The 17,321-nt window shown below is 50.1% G+C and carries 17 protein-coding genes; 16 read left to right on the top strand and 1 reads right to left on the bottom strand.

Annotation, left to right across the window (positions count from 1 at the left end; translation table 11 throughout):
* The first annotated feature begins 78 nt into the window (after positions 1 to 78).
* Positions 79 to 1,143 carry a DNA polymerase III subunit delta gene (gene holA, locus BLP63_RS03055; protein WP_170829253.1) on the top strand — a complete coding sequence of 355 codons (1,065 nt, stop codon included), beginning with the start codon at positions 79 to 81 and terminating at the stop codon, positions 1,141 to 1,143.
* Positions 1,144 to 1,354: 211 nt separating this feature from the next.
* On the opposite strand, the gene rpsT is transcribed toward holA, so the two are convergent.
* Entirely contained in the window at positions 1,355 to 1,624 is a 270-nt protein-coding gene (rpsT, locus tag BLP63_RS03050) for a 30S ribosomal protein S20 (RefSeq protein WP_092589408.1), read from the bottom strand.
* A gap of 194 nt (positions 1,625 to 1,818) precedes the next feature.
* Here rpsT and lepA point away from each other — a divergent pair, with 194 nt between their 5' ends.
* The 15 genes from lepA to BLP63_RS02975 all read left to right on the top strand — a co-directional run bounded on the left by lepA (position 1,819) and on the right by BLP63_RS02975 (position 17,319).
* Positions 1,819 to 3,639, top strand: coding sequence for a translation elongation factor 4 (lepA, locus tag BLP63_RS03045; RefSeq protein WP_092589407.1), 1,821 nt, complete (start codon positions 1,819 to 1,821; stop codon positions 3,637 to 3,639).
* A gap of 218 nt (positions 3,640 to 3,857) precedes the next feature.
* Positions 3,858 to 4,985 carry a radical SAM family heme chaperone HemW gene (gene hemW / locus BLP63_RS03040; protein WP_092589406.1) on the top strand — a complete coding sequence of 376 codons (1,128 nt, stop codon included), beginning with the start codon at positions 3,858 to 3,860 and terminating at the stop codon, positions 4,983 to 4,985.
* Between the two features lie 188 nt (positions 4,986 to 5,173).
* Positions 5,174 to 6,202: a heat-inducible transcriptional repressor HrcA gene (hrcA, locus tag BLP63_RS03035; protein WP_092589405.1), complete on the top strand. Its 1,029-nt coding sequence runs from the start codon at positions 5,174 to 5,176 to the stop codon at positions 6,200 to 6,202.
* Positions 6,203 to 6,220: 18 nt separating this feature from the next.
* The gene (gene grpE, locus BLP63_RS03030; protein ID WP_092589404.1) at positions 6,221 to 6,853 is read left to right on the top strand and encodes a nucleotide exchange factor GrpE; all 633 of its coding nucleotides are present in this window, start codon (positions 6,221 to 6,223) and stop codon (positions 6,851 to 6,853) included.
* 96 nt (positions 6,854 to 6,949) lie between these two features.
* Positions 6,950 to 8,782 (top strand): molecular chaperone DnaK, encoded by a 1,833-nt coding sequence (gene dnaK / locus BLP63_RS03025; protein WP_092589403.1) that lies wholly within the window; start codon positions 6,950 to 6,952, stop codon positions 8,780 to 8,782.
* Between the two features lie 79 nt (positions 8,783 to 8,861).
* The gene (gene dnaJ, locus BLP63_RS03020) at positions 8,862 to 10,025 is read left to right on the top strand and encodes a molecular chaperone DnaJ (protein WP_408605855.1); all 1,164 of its coding nucleotides are present in this window, start codon (positions 8,862 to 8,864) and stop codon (positions 10,023 to 10,025) included.
* Positions 10,026 to 10,199: 174 nt separating this feature from the next.
* Positions 10,200 to 11,144 carry a 50S ribosomal protein L11 methyltransferase gene (gene prmA, locus BLP63_RS03015; RefSeq protein ID WP_092589401.1) on the top strand — a complete coding sequence of 315 codons (945 nt, stop codon included), beginning with the start codon at positions 10,200 to 10,202 and terminating at the stop codon, positions 11,142 to 11,144.
* On the top strand, positions 11,137 to 11,901 hold the full coding sequence (locus BLP63_RS03010; RefSeq protein ID WP_092589400.1) for a 16S rRNA (uracil(1498)-N(3))-methyltransferase: 765 nt from the start codon (positions 11,137 to 11,139) through the stop codon (positions 11,899 to 11,901). Before prmA ends, BLP63_RS03010 begins: the two co-directional genes overlap by 8 nt.
* A gap of 4 nt (positions 11,902 to 11,905) precedes the next feature.
* A complete protein-coding gene (gene mtaB, locus BLP63_RS03005; RefSeq protein ID WP_092589399.1) occupies positions 11,906 to 13,237 on the top strand; it encodes a tRNA (N(6)-L-threonylcarbamoyladenosine(37)-C(2))-methylthiotransferase MtaB in 1,332 nt (443 codons plus the stop codon).
* Between the two features lies 1 nt (position 13,238).
* Entirely contained in the window at positions 13,239 to 13,583 is a 345-nt protein-coding gene (locus BLP63_RS03000; protein ID WP_092589398.1) for a histidine triad nucleotide-binding protein, read from the top strand.
* Between the two features lie 235 nt (positions 13,584 to 13,818).
* Entirely contained in the window at positions 13,819 to 14,004 is a 186-nt protein-coding gene (gene rpsU / locus BLP63_RS02995) for a 30S ribosomal protein S21 (protein WP_092589397.1), read from the top strand.
* A gap of 30 nt (positions 14,005 to 14,034) precedes the next feature.
* Positions 14,035 to 14,481 (top strand): GatB/YqeY domain-containing protein, encoded by a 447-nt coding sequence (locus tag BLP63_RS02990; RefSeq protein WP_092589396.1) that lies wholly within the window; start codon positions 14,035 to 14,037, stop codon positions 14,479 to 14,481.
* 137 nt (positions 14,482 to 14,618) lie between these two features.
* Positions 14,619 to 15,674, top strand: coding sequence for a PhoH family protein (locus tag BLP63_RS02985; RefSeq protein ID WP_242870766.1), 1,056 nt, complete (start codon positions 14,619 to 14,621; stop codon positions 15,672 to 15,674).
* A 23-nt stretch (positions 15,675 to 15,697) separates the two neighbouring features.
* A complete protein-coding gene (ybeY, locus tag BLP63_RS02980) occupies positions 15,698 to 16,171 on the top strand; it encodes an rRNA maturation RNase YbeY (protein WP_092589395.1) in 474 nt (157 codons plus the stop codon).
* A gap of 2 nt (positions 16,172 to 16,173) precedes the next feature.
* Entirely contained in the window at positions 16,174 to 17,319 is a 1,146-nt protein-coding gene (locus BLP63_RS02975) for a DUF3048 domain-containing protein (protein WP_092589394.1), read from the top strand.
* The last annotated feature ends 2 nt before the right edge of the window (positions 17,320 to 17,321 follow it).

Here is a 17,321-nt window from a genome sequence, read left to right as displayed (position 1 = left end):
ATGGCCGGGACAGGGACTGTCTGGTGTCTGCGGAATCATGGCCCGTGTAATATTTTTATGGAACTGGAGTGGTTATCTTTGGCCTATAAAGAGTTTTATGACGATTTCAAAAGCAATGCCCTAAAGCCGCTATATCTTTTCTGGGGGCCTGAAACTTTTTTGATGGACAGTATGCTTGCCCATGCGAAAAAAGCCCTGATTGAAGAAGCCACAGAGCCCTTCAACTATCAGGTTGAAAACACTGAGCAGCTCAGTGCTGAAGCTATGGTGGAAAAAATGGAGACGCTGCCTTTTTTATCAGAGCGCAGATTGATCGTTTTCAAAAATGCCGGGTTCTTTGCCAAGAAGGCAGCCTTCAGTCCAGCTGGAGAAGCTGCGTTAAAGGCATGCTTTGAGAATCCGCCCCTCTCTACTGTGGCAATTTTTATCTGTGGGCCTAAGCCGGATAACCGCTTGAAATGGAGTGAACGACTTGGAAAAAGCGGCCGAGTCGTATCCTTTGACCGCCTGGATGCGGCTGAATTTAACAAGTGGATTGCCCAGCGCCTGAAAAGGAGCGGCATTGAATCTGATGACAGGACGCGCCAATTTCTGGTGGACCGACTGGCTTACCTCGATTACCGCGCAGAGGTTTCCCTTCAGGAAATAGACAAGCATCTTGAAGTGCTGATCTCTCTATGTTCGGGAAAGGGGCCTCTGACCAAGGCGGAGATCCTCAAAGTCGTCCCGCAGAATCTCGAGGCCAGCAGCTTTAAATTAGTGGATGCTGCGGTGGCCCAAGACTTGCCAAAGGCTCTGGCTATGGTCGAATTTCTCCGTGCTGAAGGTGAATCCGAAGTCCTGCTTCTCGGCACCTTATATAAAGCCCTGACGCAGCTCCATCTCGTGCGGCTGATGTCAGATACGGGGTACAGTGACGCGGACATAGCCAAGCGCCTGTCCATACACAGTTACCGTGCCAAGCTGCTTGCGAAGCAAGCCAGATCGATCGATACCACGTTGTTAAATGATTACATTATTGAGGCGGCCCGACTGGATCACTGGATCAAGTCAGGCAGGGCAAACGCCTGGATTTCACTGGATACTCTGCTGACAGCCATATCTGTCAGGCGCCCGCTCAGACCACTTAACCTTACGCGGTAATGGACAGGGTGAAGGCACTTACAAAGCTTGAAATCCATTATAAACACACAAAAAATTGGTTGGGGACAGTCACCAACCAATTTCCTTTTAAATAAAAAAGCGTATGACACCCAAAGGGATCATACGCTTATTTGTCAAGTTGATTTCTCAACGGCTCAACTTATTTGAAAGTGAACACTTTCTTGGGGAACGTGACGGCGTTTAAGAAAGTTTATTCAGCGATCATGTCTTTGAGACGCTTATTGAGACGGGAAATCTTTCTGGAAGCCGCGTTCTTATGAATAGTACCTTTGCCGGCTGCCTGCGAAAGCTTTTTCTCAACGAAAGTCAATTTTTCCTGAGCGAGCGCTTTGTTACCAGCTGCGATTGCCTCGAGGAAACGCTTTTCTGCAGTTTTGAGAGCAGATTTGCGAGACTTGTTTAAAAGCGTCTTCTTTTTGATGACTGAAATTCTTTTCTCGGCAGATTTGATATTTGCCATTTACTTTCACCTCCCACTTAGATCTTCAACAAAAGTATTCTATCACGACGAAATACAAAATGCAACGATAATTAGAAGGTAATTAATTGAACCTTCTACATAAACGTTGTTAAGGTTTTGCGGCTGTGTTATAATTGTTAAGATTTTAGAGTAGAAAATTACTCTGAACTGCAATGATTGGGAGGAATACTTTAATGTCGAAACCGTTGAATCGACAGGATAAAATAAGGAACTTCAGCATCATCGCGCATATTGACCATGGAAAGTCGACTTTGGCGGATCGCTTGATCCAGTCCACCGGACTTTTGACGCAGCGTGAAATGAAGGAACAAATCCTGGATACCATGGACCTTGAGCGGGAGCGGGGCATCACCATCAAGCTTCAGACCACGCGCCTCGTCTATAAAGCCAAAGATGGGGATGAATACATCCTCAACCTGATAGATACCCCGGGTCACGTGGACTTTACTTATGAGGTTTCCAGAAGCCTGGCAGCCTGTGAGGGCGCTGTGCTGGTGGTGGACGCGTCACAGGGCGTCGAGGCCCAGACCTTGGCCAACGTTCACTTGGCGGATGTCCAGGGCCTTGAAATCGTTCCGGTACTCAATAAAATTGATCTGCCAAGCGCAAGGCCGGATGAGATCAAGCATGAAATTGAGGAAGTCATAGGCATCCTCGCGGAAGACGCGCCTTTGATCTCAGCCAAGGATGGCCTGAATATCGAAGACGTGCTGGAAGCCGTAGTGAAGAAAGTGCCGGCGCCGAGCGGAGATGAAAATGGGCCTCTTAAAGCGCTGATCTTTGACTCTTATTATGATTCCTATCGCGGCGCTGTCGCTATGGTCCGAATAAAAGAGGGCCAGGTCAGGAAAGGTACCAAGATCATGATGATGGCCGCGAAGAAAGTTTTCGAAGTCGCCGAGGTGGGGATCTTTATACCATCGGCAACGCCTGTAGAGGTTCTTAAGGCTGGAGATGTCGGTTATATTACCGCCAGCATCAAAAACGTTAAAGACTGCAGAGTCGGCGACACTATAACAGACGCGGACCGGCCGGCGGCTGAGCCACTTCCGGGCTACAAAAAGGCGCAGCCTATGGTTTATTGCGGGATCTATCCGGCGGAAGGGGAAAGCTATGACGTCATCAGGGATGCCCTTGAAAAGCTTCAGCTGAATGACGCGGCGCTGACCTTTGAGCCTGAAACCTCCGTTGCGCTGGGCTTTGGCTTCCGCTGCGGATTTTTGGGCTTGCTGCACCTCGAGATTATCCAGCAGAGACTCGAGCGCGAGTTTGATCTCGATTTGATCGCCACGTCCCCAAGTGTTATCTACAGGGTGACGAAAACGGACGGCGAAGTCATTATGGTTCAGAACCCTACAAATCTCCCTGAGCGCCAGTCTATCCTGACCATGGAAGAGCCTATAGTGGATGCCCATATTTTCTGCCCTACGGATTATGTTGGAAATATCATGGAGCTCTGTCAGAACCGAAGAGGGGTCATGCTCTCCATGGACTATCTGGATGCAAAGCGTGTCAGGCTCCATTATGAGCTTCCATTGAATGAAGTCATCTATGATTTCTTTGACGCGCTCAAGTCGAAAACCCGCGGCTACGGTTCTCTGGACTATGAATTTAAGGAGTACCGTGAATCAGATCTTGTCAAGCTCGACGTGCTGCTGAACAAGGACCTTATTGACGCGTTTTCAATGATCGTTCACTCGACGAAGGCCGTATCAAGGGGCAGGGTAATCTGTGAAAAGCTGAAGGAAGTCATCCCGCGTCACCAGTTCGCGGTGCCTATTCAAGCCTCTATTGGCGGCAATATCATTGCCAGGGAGACCATCAGCGCCCTTCGCAAAGACGTGCTTGCCAAGTGCTATGGCGGCGACATCTCCCGTAAGAAAAAGCTGCTTGAAAAGCAAAAAGAGGGCAAGAAGAAAATGCGACAGCTCGGTTCGGTTGAAGTGCCGCAGCAGGCGTTCCTCGAGGTGCTCAAGTACGACGACAACAAGTAATCCGTTCCGTAAGCCTGTGAACGGGGACGCTCAAAAATTTCGCAAGCAGCGGCTTCGCTCCTTATTGTAACGGGGCGAAGCTGCTTTTTTGTGGTGGTTGGTGGTGGGGGACAGGGACAGACCACGCGGGACAGACTGTTTGGTTGGGCCCAGTCCCCCACCAAACAGCAGAGCTTTGGTAGGGGACTGGGCCCAACCAAAAAAATGGAGGAAAAGTAATGGGTCTTGGATTATACGTACACATCCCGTTCTGCAAGAGCAAATGCTACTACTGTGATTTTTGCTCCATGCCGGATTTGAGCCGGGCAGAGGATTATCTGGACGCTCTGGAGATCGAAGCGACGCTGCTGATGCAGCACTATGGGAAGCTGAAGCCTGAGACCCTCTTTATTGGAGGTGGAACGCCAACACTCCTCGAAGAAAAGGCATGGTACAGGCTCGCCAAATTGTTCAACCAGACCTTTGACCTCTCAGCGCTGACAGAATGGAGCGTTGAAGGCAATCCCGAGTCTGTGTCGCCGTACCTGGCTCAGACCCTGAAAACCATTGGGGTCAACCGGTTCAGTATGGGCGTTCAGAGCATGGACGCCGGACTCCTGAAAACAATAGGCCGCATTCACGGGCCTGAACATGTTGAAAAGGCCTTTGAGGCGCTTAGGCGCGCGGGTTTTGACAACCTCAACCTGGATTTAATGACAGGCCTCCCGGGACAGACCCTTTCAGCCATAGAGGACGTCCTGTCCTGGGTCAACCATTTTAAACCGGAGCATGTATCAGCCTATGGTCTCAAGATAGAAGAAGGCACACCCTTTGACCTCATGGAACGCCGGGGCCAGCTTAACCTTCCGGACGAAGCGCTTGAGCGCGAAATGGACCACCGCATACGGGCGGTTTTGGGCGCGCAGGGTTATGAACACTACGAAATCTCAAACTACGCGAAACCGGGAAAAGCCTGCCGTCACAATCTCAATTACTGGAACTGCGGTTCTTATGCAGCCCTTGGCCTCTCTGCCCATGGCTACCTGAATGGCGAGCGCTATGAAAACACCTCTGATCTTGATGCCTATTTCTCGCGGCTCAATGAAAAGCAGCTGCCTGTGATCTCCAGGGAAACCATAACCGCTCAGGAGGATGAAAAAGAATGGCTGATGCTGCGGTTAAGGCTCTCCGACGGGATTCCCCTAAGCATTTACGAGAGCCGCTATGGAAAAGTACTGCTGGAAGAAAAGACAGGCGCGGTTAATAAGCTGATCCGGCAAGGCTGGATCGTGATTGAGGAAAATCACCTCAAGCTGACAGAGGAAGGTATGGACTTTGCCAATGCCGTCATAGTGGAACTCTTTTAAGAAAGCCGTCATGAAGTTCATAAAGTTGACGGAGCTCATGCAATGCTATGAAAAGTAACCAGCCAAGTCCGGGATGTCACTGGTTTTTTCTGTAGAAACTCTTGACAGCAAAGGAGAGCGGTGGTATTCTAAATTTGATCGAGTTAGCACTCAATCAACATGAGTGCTAACAACAAGGATGTGAAGCCATGCAAATCAACGATCGAAAGCTGAGAATATTAAAGCTCATTATCGATGATTTTATCGATACCGCTCAGCCTGTGGGTTCAAGAACCATTGCGAAAAAATTTCCAGTGGGCATCAGCTCCGCAACTATCCGAAATGAAATGGCGGACCTCGAGGAGCTGGGTTATCTCCTGCAGCCCCATACTTCTGCCGGTCGCATTCCCTCTGAAGAAGGGTACAGGCTTTACGTCGACCGGCTGTTGACGGACGGTCCCATTGACAAGGATCAGATCGACCTCATCAAAGGCCTTCTCCATGGCAACCTGATCGAGGTTGAGGACGTAGTGCGGCAAGCCGCGCAGCTGCTCAGCCAACTGACCGGCATGGTCTCTGTAATCTCTTTGCCGCAGTTCAAGAAAAGCCGGCTCTCAAACTTCAGGCTGGTCAAAATCATACACTCAAAGGTGCTTATGATTCTGGTGGCGGATTCAGGCGTTTTCAAGTCCATTCCCATTGATTTCGTAGATGTCGAGCAGAGCGTATTGGATACCCTTTCGGATCTCATTCGTCAGCGTTTCCACCAACGCCACATTGAAGAGATCGAAATCAGGAAAATGGGCGCGCTTATGGTAGAATTCCCTGAGTACCGCCGTGTGCTGGAGTACCTCCTGCCTATTATCAGGGAGACCTTCAGGGAATTTGACAGAATGGAATACGTGATTGAAGGCAAGGACAAGATTTACGCCATGCAGGACTTTGACGAGCGTCAAAAAGCCAAGGCCCTTTCAGAAGCCCTCGAGCAGCACAAAATTATCGAGCAGCTGATTGGGACTATAGAGCTCGAAGGCATTACGGTCAAGATTGGCTCAGAAATTGGACTTGAATCATTTGCGAGCTGCAGTGTCATTACGACGCCCTACCGTGTCAACAACGAAGCGGTTGGGAAAATAGCGCTCCTTGGACCTACGCGCATGGATTATGGCCACGCCATGACCATGGTGAACTACATCAAAGAAACTTTGTCGGAGCTCTTCTCTGGCATCCATTTATAAGACAGGCAGGTGTAAAGGTTGAAAAAACAAACACATAAGGAACATGAAGCTGCAGAGCCTACACAGGACTCCACGCAAAACAGGCCTGAGGCAGCAGACACGAACCAAAGCAATACGGTGGCCGATGGTTTTGAGAACAACATCAAAGCCGAAGAGACCGCTTCGCCGGTGGACGAAGAAAAACTCGCCACTGACAAAGAACTCAAACGTCTGACGGATGAAATCGCCGCAAAAAGCGACGCGTTTCTTCGCTTGACAGCCGAATATCAAAACTACAGAAGGCGCGTCGAAAAGGAAAAGCAAGAACTGATCAAGTTTGGCAACGAAAAGCTGGTCGTGGACCTTCTGAAGGTGCTGGACAATTTCGACAGAGCGCTCAGTACAGTGGACTATGACTGCGAAGAGAATAAAAACCTCGTCAGCGGCATTGAAATGATTAGAAAAAGTCTCAGTGACCTTCTGAAAGATTACGGTGTCTCCCCAATAGAAGCTGTGGGACAAACTTTCGACCCTGAGCTGCACCACGCTGTTATGACCGAAGCCGCGGAGGGCGTCGCGCCTGACACGGTTTTGGATGAATTTCAAAAGGGCTACACGCTGCATCAAAAAGTCGTTCGTCATAGCATGGTAAAGGTTTCGGCGCACGGATAGACATCAATAAAAAATGATAATCCTTCAGCAACGCCCAAGTAAGGACAGCACGGACTTAAGTGACAAATGATTATTTAATTATAGGAGGAAATTACAATGGCAAAAGTAATCGGTATTGACCTTGGCACCACCAATTCCTGCGTCTCTGTTCTCGAAGGCGGAGAGCCAGTTGTCATCCCTAACGCGGAAGGTAACAGAACGACACCTTCGGTCGTGGCGTTTTCAAAGAGCGGAGAGAGATTGGTCGGCGAAACCGCAAAGCGTCAGGCAATTACCAACCCAGATAGAACCATAGCTTCCATCAAGAGAAATATGGGCAGAGACTTCCATGTCGAAATTGATGGCAAAAACTACACACCTCAGGATATCTCCGCTATGATTCTCCAGAAGCTCAAAGCAGACGCTGAGGCTTACCTTGGAGAGAAAGTCACAGAAGCTGTCATCACTGTTCCGGCATATTTCTCTGACGCTCAGCGCCAGGCGACAAAAGACGCTGGCAGAATTGCCGGTCTTGATGTCAAGCGGATCATCAATGAGCCAACGGCGGCGTCCCTTTCTTATGGCCTCGACAAGACTGAAAAACAGCAAAAAATCCTCGTTTTCGACCTTGGCGGCGGTACCTTTGACGTCTCCATCCTCGAAATTGGCGACGGCGTTTTCGAAGTTCTCGCGACCAACGGCAACAATCACCTTGGCGGTGACGATTTTGATGAAATCGTCGTCGATTTCCTGGCTGAAAGCTTCAAGAAAGAAAACGGCATTGACCTCCGAAAAGACAGAATGGCGCACCAACGTCTGAAAGAAGCTGCGGAAAAAGCCAAAAAAGAGCTTTCCTCCGTTCAAACGACCAACATCAATCTCCCGTTCATTACGGCTACGGCGGATGGCCCTCTCCATCTCAATATGGACCTGACCCGAGCCAAATTCGATCAATTGACTGAGAAGCTTGTAAACATGACCATTGATCCACTCAAGAAGGCGCTCGCGGACTCAAACCTTCAGGCAGGAGACCTGGATCAGGTCATCCTCGTAGGCGGATCGACGAGAATTCCAGCAGTTCAGGCTGTCGTCAAGAAGTATACCAATAAAGAGCCTCACAAAGGCATCAACCCGGATGAATGTGTCGCCCTCGGCGCTGCGATCCAGGCCGGTGTTCTCTCCGGTGAAGTGCACGACGTCCTGCTCCTTGACGTAACGCCGCTTTCACTTGGCATTGAGACCCTCGGCGGCGTCTTTACAAAGCTGATCGAGAGAAATACAACGATCCCTACCAAGAAGAGCCAAATCTTCTCAACGGCAGCGGACAATCAGACGGCCGTTGACATTCACGTGCTCCAGGGCGAGCGTCCAATGTCCAAGGACAACACGACCCTTGGCCGCTTCCAGCTGGATGGCATTCCGCCAGCGCGCCGCGGCGTTCCTCAAGTTGAGGTTACCTTTGATATTGATGCCAATGGCATTGTCCACGTTGGCGCAAAGGATCTCGGCACAGGTAAAACTCAGCACATCACCATTACAGCGACGACGAACCTGACGGACGAAGAAATTGAGAAGAAAGTCAGAGAAGCAGAGATGTTTGCTGAAGAGGACCTCAAGATCAAAGAGCTCGCGGAAGTCAGAAACAACGCGGACAACCTGATCTATGAATCTGAGAAGGCCCTCGGCGAAATTGGCGATGGCGCGACAGAGGCTGAAAAAGAAGACCTCAAGGAAAAAATTGAAGCTGCCAAGAAATCGCTGGAAGGTAACGACGCAGACGCCATCAAAGCGGCTGTTGAAGCACTGACCAACGCGTTCCATCCAATCGCTCAAAAAATGTACGAAAAAGCTTCAGCAGAAGCTCAGGCTAACGCCGGTGCAAGTGACTCGACATCCCATCCATCCGGAGACGACACTGTCGTTGACGCCGATTACGAAGTCGTGGATTAACGGACTCTCAAGACGCCTAGCGCATAGAAGACAATCTGCATAGGCGTCTTCTCCATCCAACGAAAGAAAGGCGGTAGGGATTTTGGATAAAAGGGATTATTATGAGGTTCTAGGCGTCGCCAGGGGTGCCTCTGAGGATGAGATCAAAAAAGCGTTTCGAAAGCTGGCGATGAAGTACCATCCCGACAAAAACCCGGATGATAAAGAAGCTGAAGCTAAATTCAAAGAAATCAACGAGGCTTATGAAGTCCTCAGTGATACAGAAAAACGCAATCTTTATGATCAGTTCGGGCATGCCGGCGTCAATCAAAACTCAGGCGGTTATGGCGGCGCAGGCGGCTTTGGTGACTTTGGCGGTTTTGAGGACATCCTCAATGAGATGTTCGGAGGCGGCTTTGGCGGCTTCCGCTCCAGCGGCCGCAGATCCGGTCCGGCAAAAGGCGCGGATCTGAGAGTCGACTTGACTTTGACGTTCGTTGAAGCGGCGTTTGGTGTCGAGAAGAAGATTGAGTTTTACCGTACGGAAGATTGTCATACCTGCGGTGGGACTGGCGCTGAAGAAGGCTCGAAAGTCAATACCTGTTCCCAGTGCGGCGGCAGCGGTGAAGTGAAATACGCCCAGCGAAGCCTGTTTGGGGAAACTATTTCTGTGCGTCCATGTCAAGCCTGCGGCGGAACTGGCAAGACCATAGAGAAACCATGCCATACCTGCAAGGGCAAGGGCAAGGTCAAAAAGAAGCGCACGATAGACATCAAAATACCAGCAGGTGTTTCAACCGGCAATCAGATGACCCTCAGAGATGAAGGGGACCTTGGGTCCAAAGGCGGACCAAGGGGGGACGTCTATGTCGTTCTCAAAGTGCTCGGTCACGAGATTTTCAAACGGGATGGCAATGATATCTTCTGCGACATAGAAATTTCTTATGCCCAGGCAGTGCTTGGCGACGAAGTCATTGTGCCAACCCTCGACGGCAAAGTGTCCTATAAAATTCCGGAGGGGACACCAAGCGGCAAGACCTTCCGGCTCAAAGGCAAGGGCGTACCTGTGCTCAATGGCTATGGCCGGGGTGATCAGTACGTCCGTGTGATCGTCAAGATTCCGACAAAGCTGAGCGAAAAGCAAAAAGAAGCGCTTAAAGCTTACTCTGAGGCCATGGGAGAAAAAGTTGGCGCAGAAAAGCCGGATCAGTCCAAAGGCGAAAAGAAGTTTTTTGAGAAGGTCAAGGACGCCTTCAACAACTGATAGAGGCTATTCAGCTAAAAGCAGATTTGTGCGCTGCCCCTGTGGAAAAGGGCCCGCGCTCAGGTCTGCTTTGCTGTGTTTTATACCTTGAGATATGATATAATTTCGAGGGGTGCCCCATTGCAAAGTTGAGGCGCTATGCTGCAGGACTGACCAAGTATTGGAGGAGAAACCATGAAATGGTTTGAGGTAAAGGTTAAGACGACGTCAATTGCCGTTGACGCTGTCACAAATATATTGTATGAGCTTGACGCTCAGGGCATTGTCGTTGAGGATCCCAATGACCCTATTTTCAATGAAGGGTATGAAGGTGATTGGGATTACTTTGACAAGAGCGAAATCAAATTTGAATTTGAAGGCGCCCTGGTCAAGGCATATGTTGAATCAGACGCGCCCGAAGCCCTTGTACCGGTAATTCGGGCGCAGGTAGAAGGACTAAAAAGCTTTGGCCTCGATCCCGGACTCGCGGAGGTTGAGATTAAAGAGATCCGCGAATCAGACTGGGCGAACGAATGGAAAAAATATTATCATCCTGTCCGGATTGGTAGACACCTGATCATTAAGCCTTCCTGGGAAAGTTTTGAGCAGGAACCCCTCGATCTGGTCATAGAACTGGATCCGGGCGGCGCTTTTGGCTCCGGGACACATGAAACCACGACGATGTGTGCTGAGTTTCTGGAGGAAAATGTGGAGCCTGGGGACAAGGTTTACGACATAGGCTGCGGCAGCGGTATTCTGGCCATTGCTGCGGCTAAACTTGGCGCGGGGGAAGTCGTTGCTGCGGACATTGATCCGGCGGCAGTGGCTGTGACCCGGGAAAATATTGAAGCCAATCAGGTCACAGAGGTGGTTCAAGTGTACGAAGGGGATCTGATGCAGGTCGTCAGTTCACCAGCGGACTTCGTCGTCACCAACATCATTGCAGATGTCGTGGCGCACCTTGCAGGCAGCATGAAGGCCTATCTGCGTCCTGGCGCGGTCTGGATCAGCTCTGGCATCCTCGACAAGAAATTGCCCATGGTTCTTGAAGCCATGAATGACGGCGGATTCGAAATCCTTGAAGTCCGTGAGAGAGGAGAATGGCGCGCGCTGATGGTGCGGGCCGCAGACCATGCATAGAATTTTTATAGAACAAAAAATTGTGGCGTGCCCAAGCCAAGTCAGAATTGTGTCCCAGGAAGAAGTCCATCACGCTCTCAGAGTCCTCAGGCTGACTGAAGGCGACCGGATAGAGCTGACAGATGCTGACGGCCAGGAGTTCATTGCGCAGATAAAGGCTGCGCATGCAGGCCAAACTCAGGACAGTTTCATAGATGTACTGTGTCTTGAAAAAGTGGAAATCACGAGAGAATCTCCCGTACAAATAACGCTTTTTCAGGGGCTTCCAAAGCAGGATAAGCTTGAGCTCATCATCCAAAAGGCAGTCGAGCTGGGTGCGGTTCGGATCGTGCCTGTTGAATGCGACCGTTCGGTCGCTAAAATAAAAGATGCTAAAGACGCGGCAAAAAAAACGGAGCGCTGGCAGCGGATCGCCCATGAGGCGGCAAAGCAGTCAAAAAGGGCCGTGACCCCAGTGGTTACTGAGCCCATCAAGCTGAAGGCTGTTGAAGCTGAGCTGGATCCAGAGAGCCTTAAACTGCTGGCCTATGAAGGGGCGGCCCTTGAGCCGCTTTCAGCGCAGCTGTCAGGCCCCTTCAGAAAAGTTGCTATAGTGATAGGGCCGGAAGGTGGCTTGACGGAGAAGGAAGTGGCGTATCTTGAAGTGCTTGGTTTTAAGACCATCGGCCTCGGTCCCAGGATCCTTAGGACAGAGACAGCCGGTCTTGCGCTGATCAGCATCATTCAATACGCGCTTGGAGATATGGGAGGAAGATAGAAAGGTGTCAAGAACAGTAGCTTTTTCAACCTTGGGGTGCAAAGTCAACCAATATGAGTCAGACGCCATGGCAAAGCTTTTCAGGGACAAGGGGTATGAAATCGTTCAGGAAAACGCGCCGGCAGATGTTTATGTCATCAATACCTGCACCGTCACGAACTTGGGAGACCGGAAATCCCGGTCCATTGCCAGACGTGCGCGGCGGCAAAATCCCATGGCGGTGATCGCCGTTGTGGGCTGCTATGCTCAAGTTGCCTCAGCCGAAGTCATGGGGATAGAGGGCGTCAATTTAGTGCTGGGGACCAACGAGCGGATGAAAATTGTAGATTATGTAGAGGATTTGGGCCCTTGGGATAAGGTCAGCGCTGTGGGGGATATCATGGAAGTCGCTGAGTTTGAAGAGCTTCAGATTGACGAACACGGCGACCGCACCAGGGCTTTTATCAAGATTCAAGAGGGCTGCAACCAGTACTGCAGCTATTGCATTATTCCTTATGCCAGAGGGCGGATCAGAAGTCGGAAAATCGACCATATAGAATCCGAGGTGGCGCGGTTGGTTGGACACGGCTTCCGTGAGTTTGTCCTGACGGGGATTCATATTGCTTCTTATGGGAAAGAGCTGGAGAACAGTCCACCCGAGGCAGAGGCGCTTAGCCTGATCGATGTCATTGAGCGGGTGGACGCCATTCCGGGGGTGAAACGGCTGAGGCTTGGCTCCATAGAGCCCATGCTGATGACTCAAGCCTTTGTCGAGCGGCTGAGCCAGCTAAAGTCCATATGCCCCCATTTTCACCTGTCCCTGCAGAGTGGGTCTGACCGGATCCTCAAGCGCATGAATCGAAAATACACAGCCGCGGAGTTTCTGGAGGTGGTGGACCGGCTGAACCGGCATTTTGACAGGCCTTCTTTAACCACGGACATCATAGTGGGATTCCCAGGAGAGACGGAGGATATGTTCGAGGAAACCATGACGCTGGCTGCTAAGGTGGGCTTTGCGAAAATTCACGTCTTCCAGTATTCCGCCAAGACAGGAACGCCTGCCGCCGCCATGAAGGACCAAGTGGAGCCTTCTGTTCGCCACGACCGCAGTGAGCGGTTGATTGCGCTCCAGAACGTGCTGGAGTCAGCTTACAACGAAAAGTGGCTCGGCAGTATCAAAGAAGTGTTGTTTGAAGGTGTCCCGGAGCTGGGTATAAAAGAAATCGAAGGCCTGACGCCGGATTATTTGAGAGTCAAGGTTGAGGCAGGCCCGGGCTGTATTGGAAAAATTGCGAAGGTCAGGCTCGAAGCATTGACAGAGCATGGCTTTAAAGGCACGCTTATCGAGGAGGCTTAGTATGAAGGATTGTTTGTTCTGTAAAATAGTGAATGGGGAAATTCCATCCAACAAAGCGTTTGAAGATCAAAAGCTGGTCGTTTTTCATGACATTTCGCCCGTCGCACCGGTTCACGTATTGATTGTGCCAAAAAAACACTTGAAGTCACTCAATGAAGTCGGGCCGGAGGATGCTGATCTGATCGCCCACGTTTTCAAGGTGGCCGCCCAAGTCGCAGCAGAACTTGGCGTCTCGGAAAATGGATACAGAGTCGTTAACAACTGTGGGAAGGATGGGGGACAAACTGTAGATCATCTCCATTTTCATCTCCTCGGCGGGCGTTATTTGGATTGGCCTCCAGGTTGAAGCAAAGGGCCTTGGCCCTTCTTAAACCTTCAATACTGGATGGCGCGACTGTGAAAACAAAATGAAATAAGCTGATTTCAAACCTTTAGCGCCAATTTGCGCGCTCAAGTACGAAATACAGTTGCTTTTTGAATACCCCTAATGTATAATATTTTAGTATTCTGTTATTATTCCTCTGTAACGACAGCGGTGCTGTCACCAGAATGCAAGTTTGACACGGGGGGAGGGAATAGCTGTGGCAGGAGTTAAAGTTGGAGCTACCGAATCAATAGATAGTGCACTTAGACGTTTTAAAAAAGAGACGTCAAAAGCTGGCGTCCTTGCGGAAGTCAAAAAAAGGAAACATTACGAAAAGCCAAGCGTACAACGCAAGAAGAAGTCCGAGGCTGCGAGAAGAAAGAGCAAGAGCAAATCTTTCTAGTCGCTCTCCTTGGGTACAGGGGTGAGTGGAATGAGTTTGAAAGATTTGTTGATGCAAGACCTCAAGGCTGCCATGCAGGAGAAGGACGTCCTTAAAAAGACGACCGTCACAATGCTGCGCGCCGCTGTTAAACAGGTTGAGGTCGATCAGCGCATAGAACTTCAGGATCAAGATATTGTGGAAATCGTAGCCAAGCAAATCAAGCAGAAACGGGCGGCCATTGAAGAATTTTCAAAAGGCGGCCGTCAAGATCTGGTAGACGAGGCATTGGCCGAGATCCATATCTTAGAAGCCTACCTTCCGGAACAGCTTACAGAGGAGCAAATCAAAACTATGATTTTGGAGGCGATCGCTGAAACAGGCGCTTCTACTCCAAAAGACATGGGTAAAGTCATGGGAATCATGACACCCAAGACAAAAGGGTTGGCAGACGGGAAGCTGGTTGCCACACTCGTCAAGGAACATTTAAACCAGTAATTGAGAGGCCGCTGATTCAGCGGTCTTTTTTTTATTTTTGATTTGGATTTTTCAGTGCTTTTGAAGTCTAATACAGCGGATTGTGATAAAATCAGTAATAGAACGGATTAACGCATCAGAAAGGGTGGATCAATCGATTGGAGACGCACGAACGAAGAATCACTGTAGATAATTTGGAAATCTTATATAAATTATTTGGTAACCTGGACGAAAATTTAATGCGCATTGAAAATGCGTTTAAGGTTAAGCTTGCTTCCAGAGACGGCGAGATCATTATCATTGGAGAGGATCAGACCGTACATGTCGTTGAAAAATTGATTGAGGTTCTGATGGGGGCTATTAAAGCGGGTGAGGTCCTGGATGCGCAGAAGCTCGATTATTTTATAACCATGTTCAGGGAAGGTGAGGGCGACAAGCTCCCAGGGCTTTCAGACGCGATCCTTGTAGTGACCTCCAAAGGGAAATTTGTTAAGCCCAAGACGCTGGGACAGCAGAAATATGTTAAGGCTATCCAAAAGTATGACGTGACGTTTGGCATAGGACCAGCAGGTACCGGCAAGACCTATCTGGCTGTCGCCATGGCAGTGAAGGCTTTCAAAAACGACGAGGTTTCCAGGATTGTGATTACCCGGCCGGCGGTTGAAGCGGGGGAGAGTCTGGGCTTTCTGCCCGGGGACCTTCAGATGAAGGTGGATCCTTACTTGCGGCCGCTCTATGACGCGCTGTATGATATCCTTGGGACAGAAACCTATTTGAAATATAAGGAGCGCGGGCTGATTGAGGTCGCGCCTCTGGCCTATATGCGGGGCAGAACTTTAGACAACAGCTTCATTATCCTCGACGAAGCCCAGAACACTACGATTGAGCAGATGAAAATGTTTTTAACGCGCTTTGGCTTTGGCTCAAAAGTCGTCGTCAATGGAGACGTGACTCAGATCGATTTGCCGTTCGGAAAAAAATCCGGCCTGGTTCATGCGGCTGAGGTTCTCAGATCCGTAGAAGAAATCTCTATGGTAGAATTTACAGATCGTGACGTCGTGCGGCATTCCCTTGTACGTCGTATCATTCAGGAATATGATAAATTTGAGAAGCGTCAGCAGTATAAAGAAATTGCAAAACAGGAAGACAAGCTGGAGTCAAAAGCCAAAAAAAACCGTCAGAAGCAGGACGGGCATAATACAGGACGCAGATAAATTTCATCAGGGAGGGCTTAGAGATGGTGCATATCAATTTTCAGGATCGACAGGAGCGCAGGTCGGTGCCGGAATCGCTGATTTCGAAATTGACGGAGGTCATAGAAATGGCCCTTGAGTATGAAAATCTTGAGGACTACGAGTGTGAGGTCGACCTGACTTTGGTGGATGACGCTGAAATTCATCAGCTCAATCTGGAACACAGAAGGATCGATAAAACCACAGATGTACTGTCCTTCCCCCAATATGACGCTATCAAGGACATGGAGGACCTGCCGGATCCCATTTATCTTGGTGACATTGTCATCAGTGTAGAAAGGGCGATTGAACAGGCAAAAGAATTCAATCACAGCTTCGAACGGGAATTGTGTTTTTTGACGGCCCACAGTATGCTGCACCTGTTTGGGTATGACCATGAGACTGATGAAGCGCAAAAAGAGATGCGGGCCCTGGAGGAATCAATCCTGGAAGAGCTTGGCGTCACCAGAGAGGTGTGAGGATGAGGTGGCTTAAAGGTCTGCCGGGGACTCACAGTCTTTTCGACGACGCATCTGCGAATAAATGCACCTTTACCTTTAATAGAATGACCTTGTGCCTCACTCTTGTAATTTTGGTGGCTGCTGCTGCGGTGGGGTGTACCGCGAAGGGGGCGGCTACGGAACCATCGGCAGAAGCACCGGCCGTGGAAGAGGTGCCCGTACCTTTGCCGGAACCTGAACCAGAGCCTGAGCCAGAGCCTGCGCCGCAGTCAGAGGAAAGCCAGGCATGGACGGCGCGCTGGCTTGAGGAGCGACCTATTTTTGTCATGATGGACAACCATTCGGGGGCCAGACCCCAGTCGGGATTAAAGGAAGCGCTCTTTGTCTATGAGATGCTGGCGGAGGGCAACATTACCCGTTATATGGCGGTGTTCACCGGTACAGAGGATTATGAGGTAGGGCCCATAAGAAGCGCGAGGCCTTATTTCATCAACAGGGCCCTGGAATATGACGGGATCTATGTCCATGTCGGCGGTTCGCCTCAGGCTTTTGCGGATCTGGTCAATTTAAAGGTAGCGGATGTCGACGGGCTTTCGGCGGGGAAAAATGTCTTCTGGAGGCGAAGTCACAAAAAGATACCGCACAACATGTACTCAACCCTGGAGGCGATCAGAAGGGACGCGAACAGGCGAAAATACAGAACAGAGGCGAGCTTTGAGGTCCCTGTCTACGCGAGTGCGCCTCTCCAGTTGGAAGGGGAGGCTGCGGCTTCTGTAAGGTTCGTCTACCGTGAAGGCAGCAGCGGCTACGCGTCAGGGTATAAGTACGACGAAGCTTCAGGGCTCTATCAGCGTTATGTCAATGGAAAAATTCACGTGGATGAGCTTGATGATGTGCCAATACAGGCGGCGAATGTGATTGTTCAGACGGTTAGGGCTAAAACCGTTGATAATGAGGGCCGACTGGTTATGGAGGATGTGGGCTCGGGAAAAGGCTGGCTGATCAGTATGGGCACGCGAATCCCTGTCAAGTGGGAGAAGGCGGACAGACGGGCGCAAACGGTTTACAAAATGGAAGACGGCACACCCATTGAATTGATGCCTGGGGTGACGTGGATTCAAGTTATCCCGCAGTGGCTTGAGCCTGTTTGGAATGAGGAGGCGTAATT

Source organism: Acidaminobacter hydrogenoformans DSM 2784, from assembly GCF_900103005.1.
Lineage (GTDB): Bacteria > Bacillota > Clostridia > Peptostreptococcales > Acidaminobacteraceae > Acidaminobacter > Acidaminobacter hydrogenoformans.
Note: the sequence above shows the minus strand (reverse complement) of the source record. Positions and strands in the feature narration are given on the sequence as shown.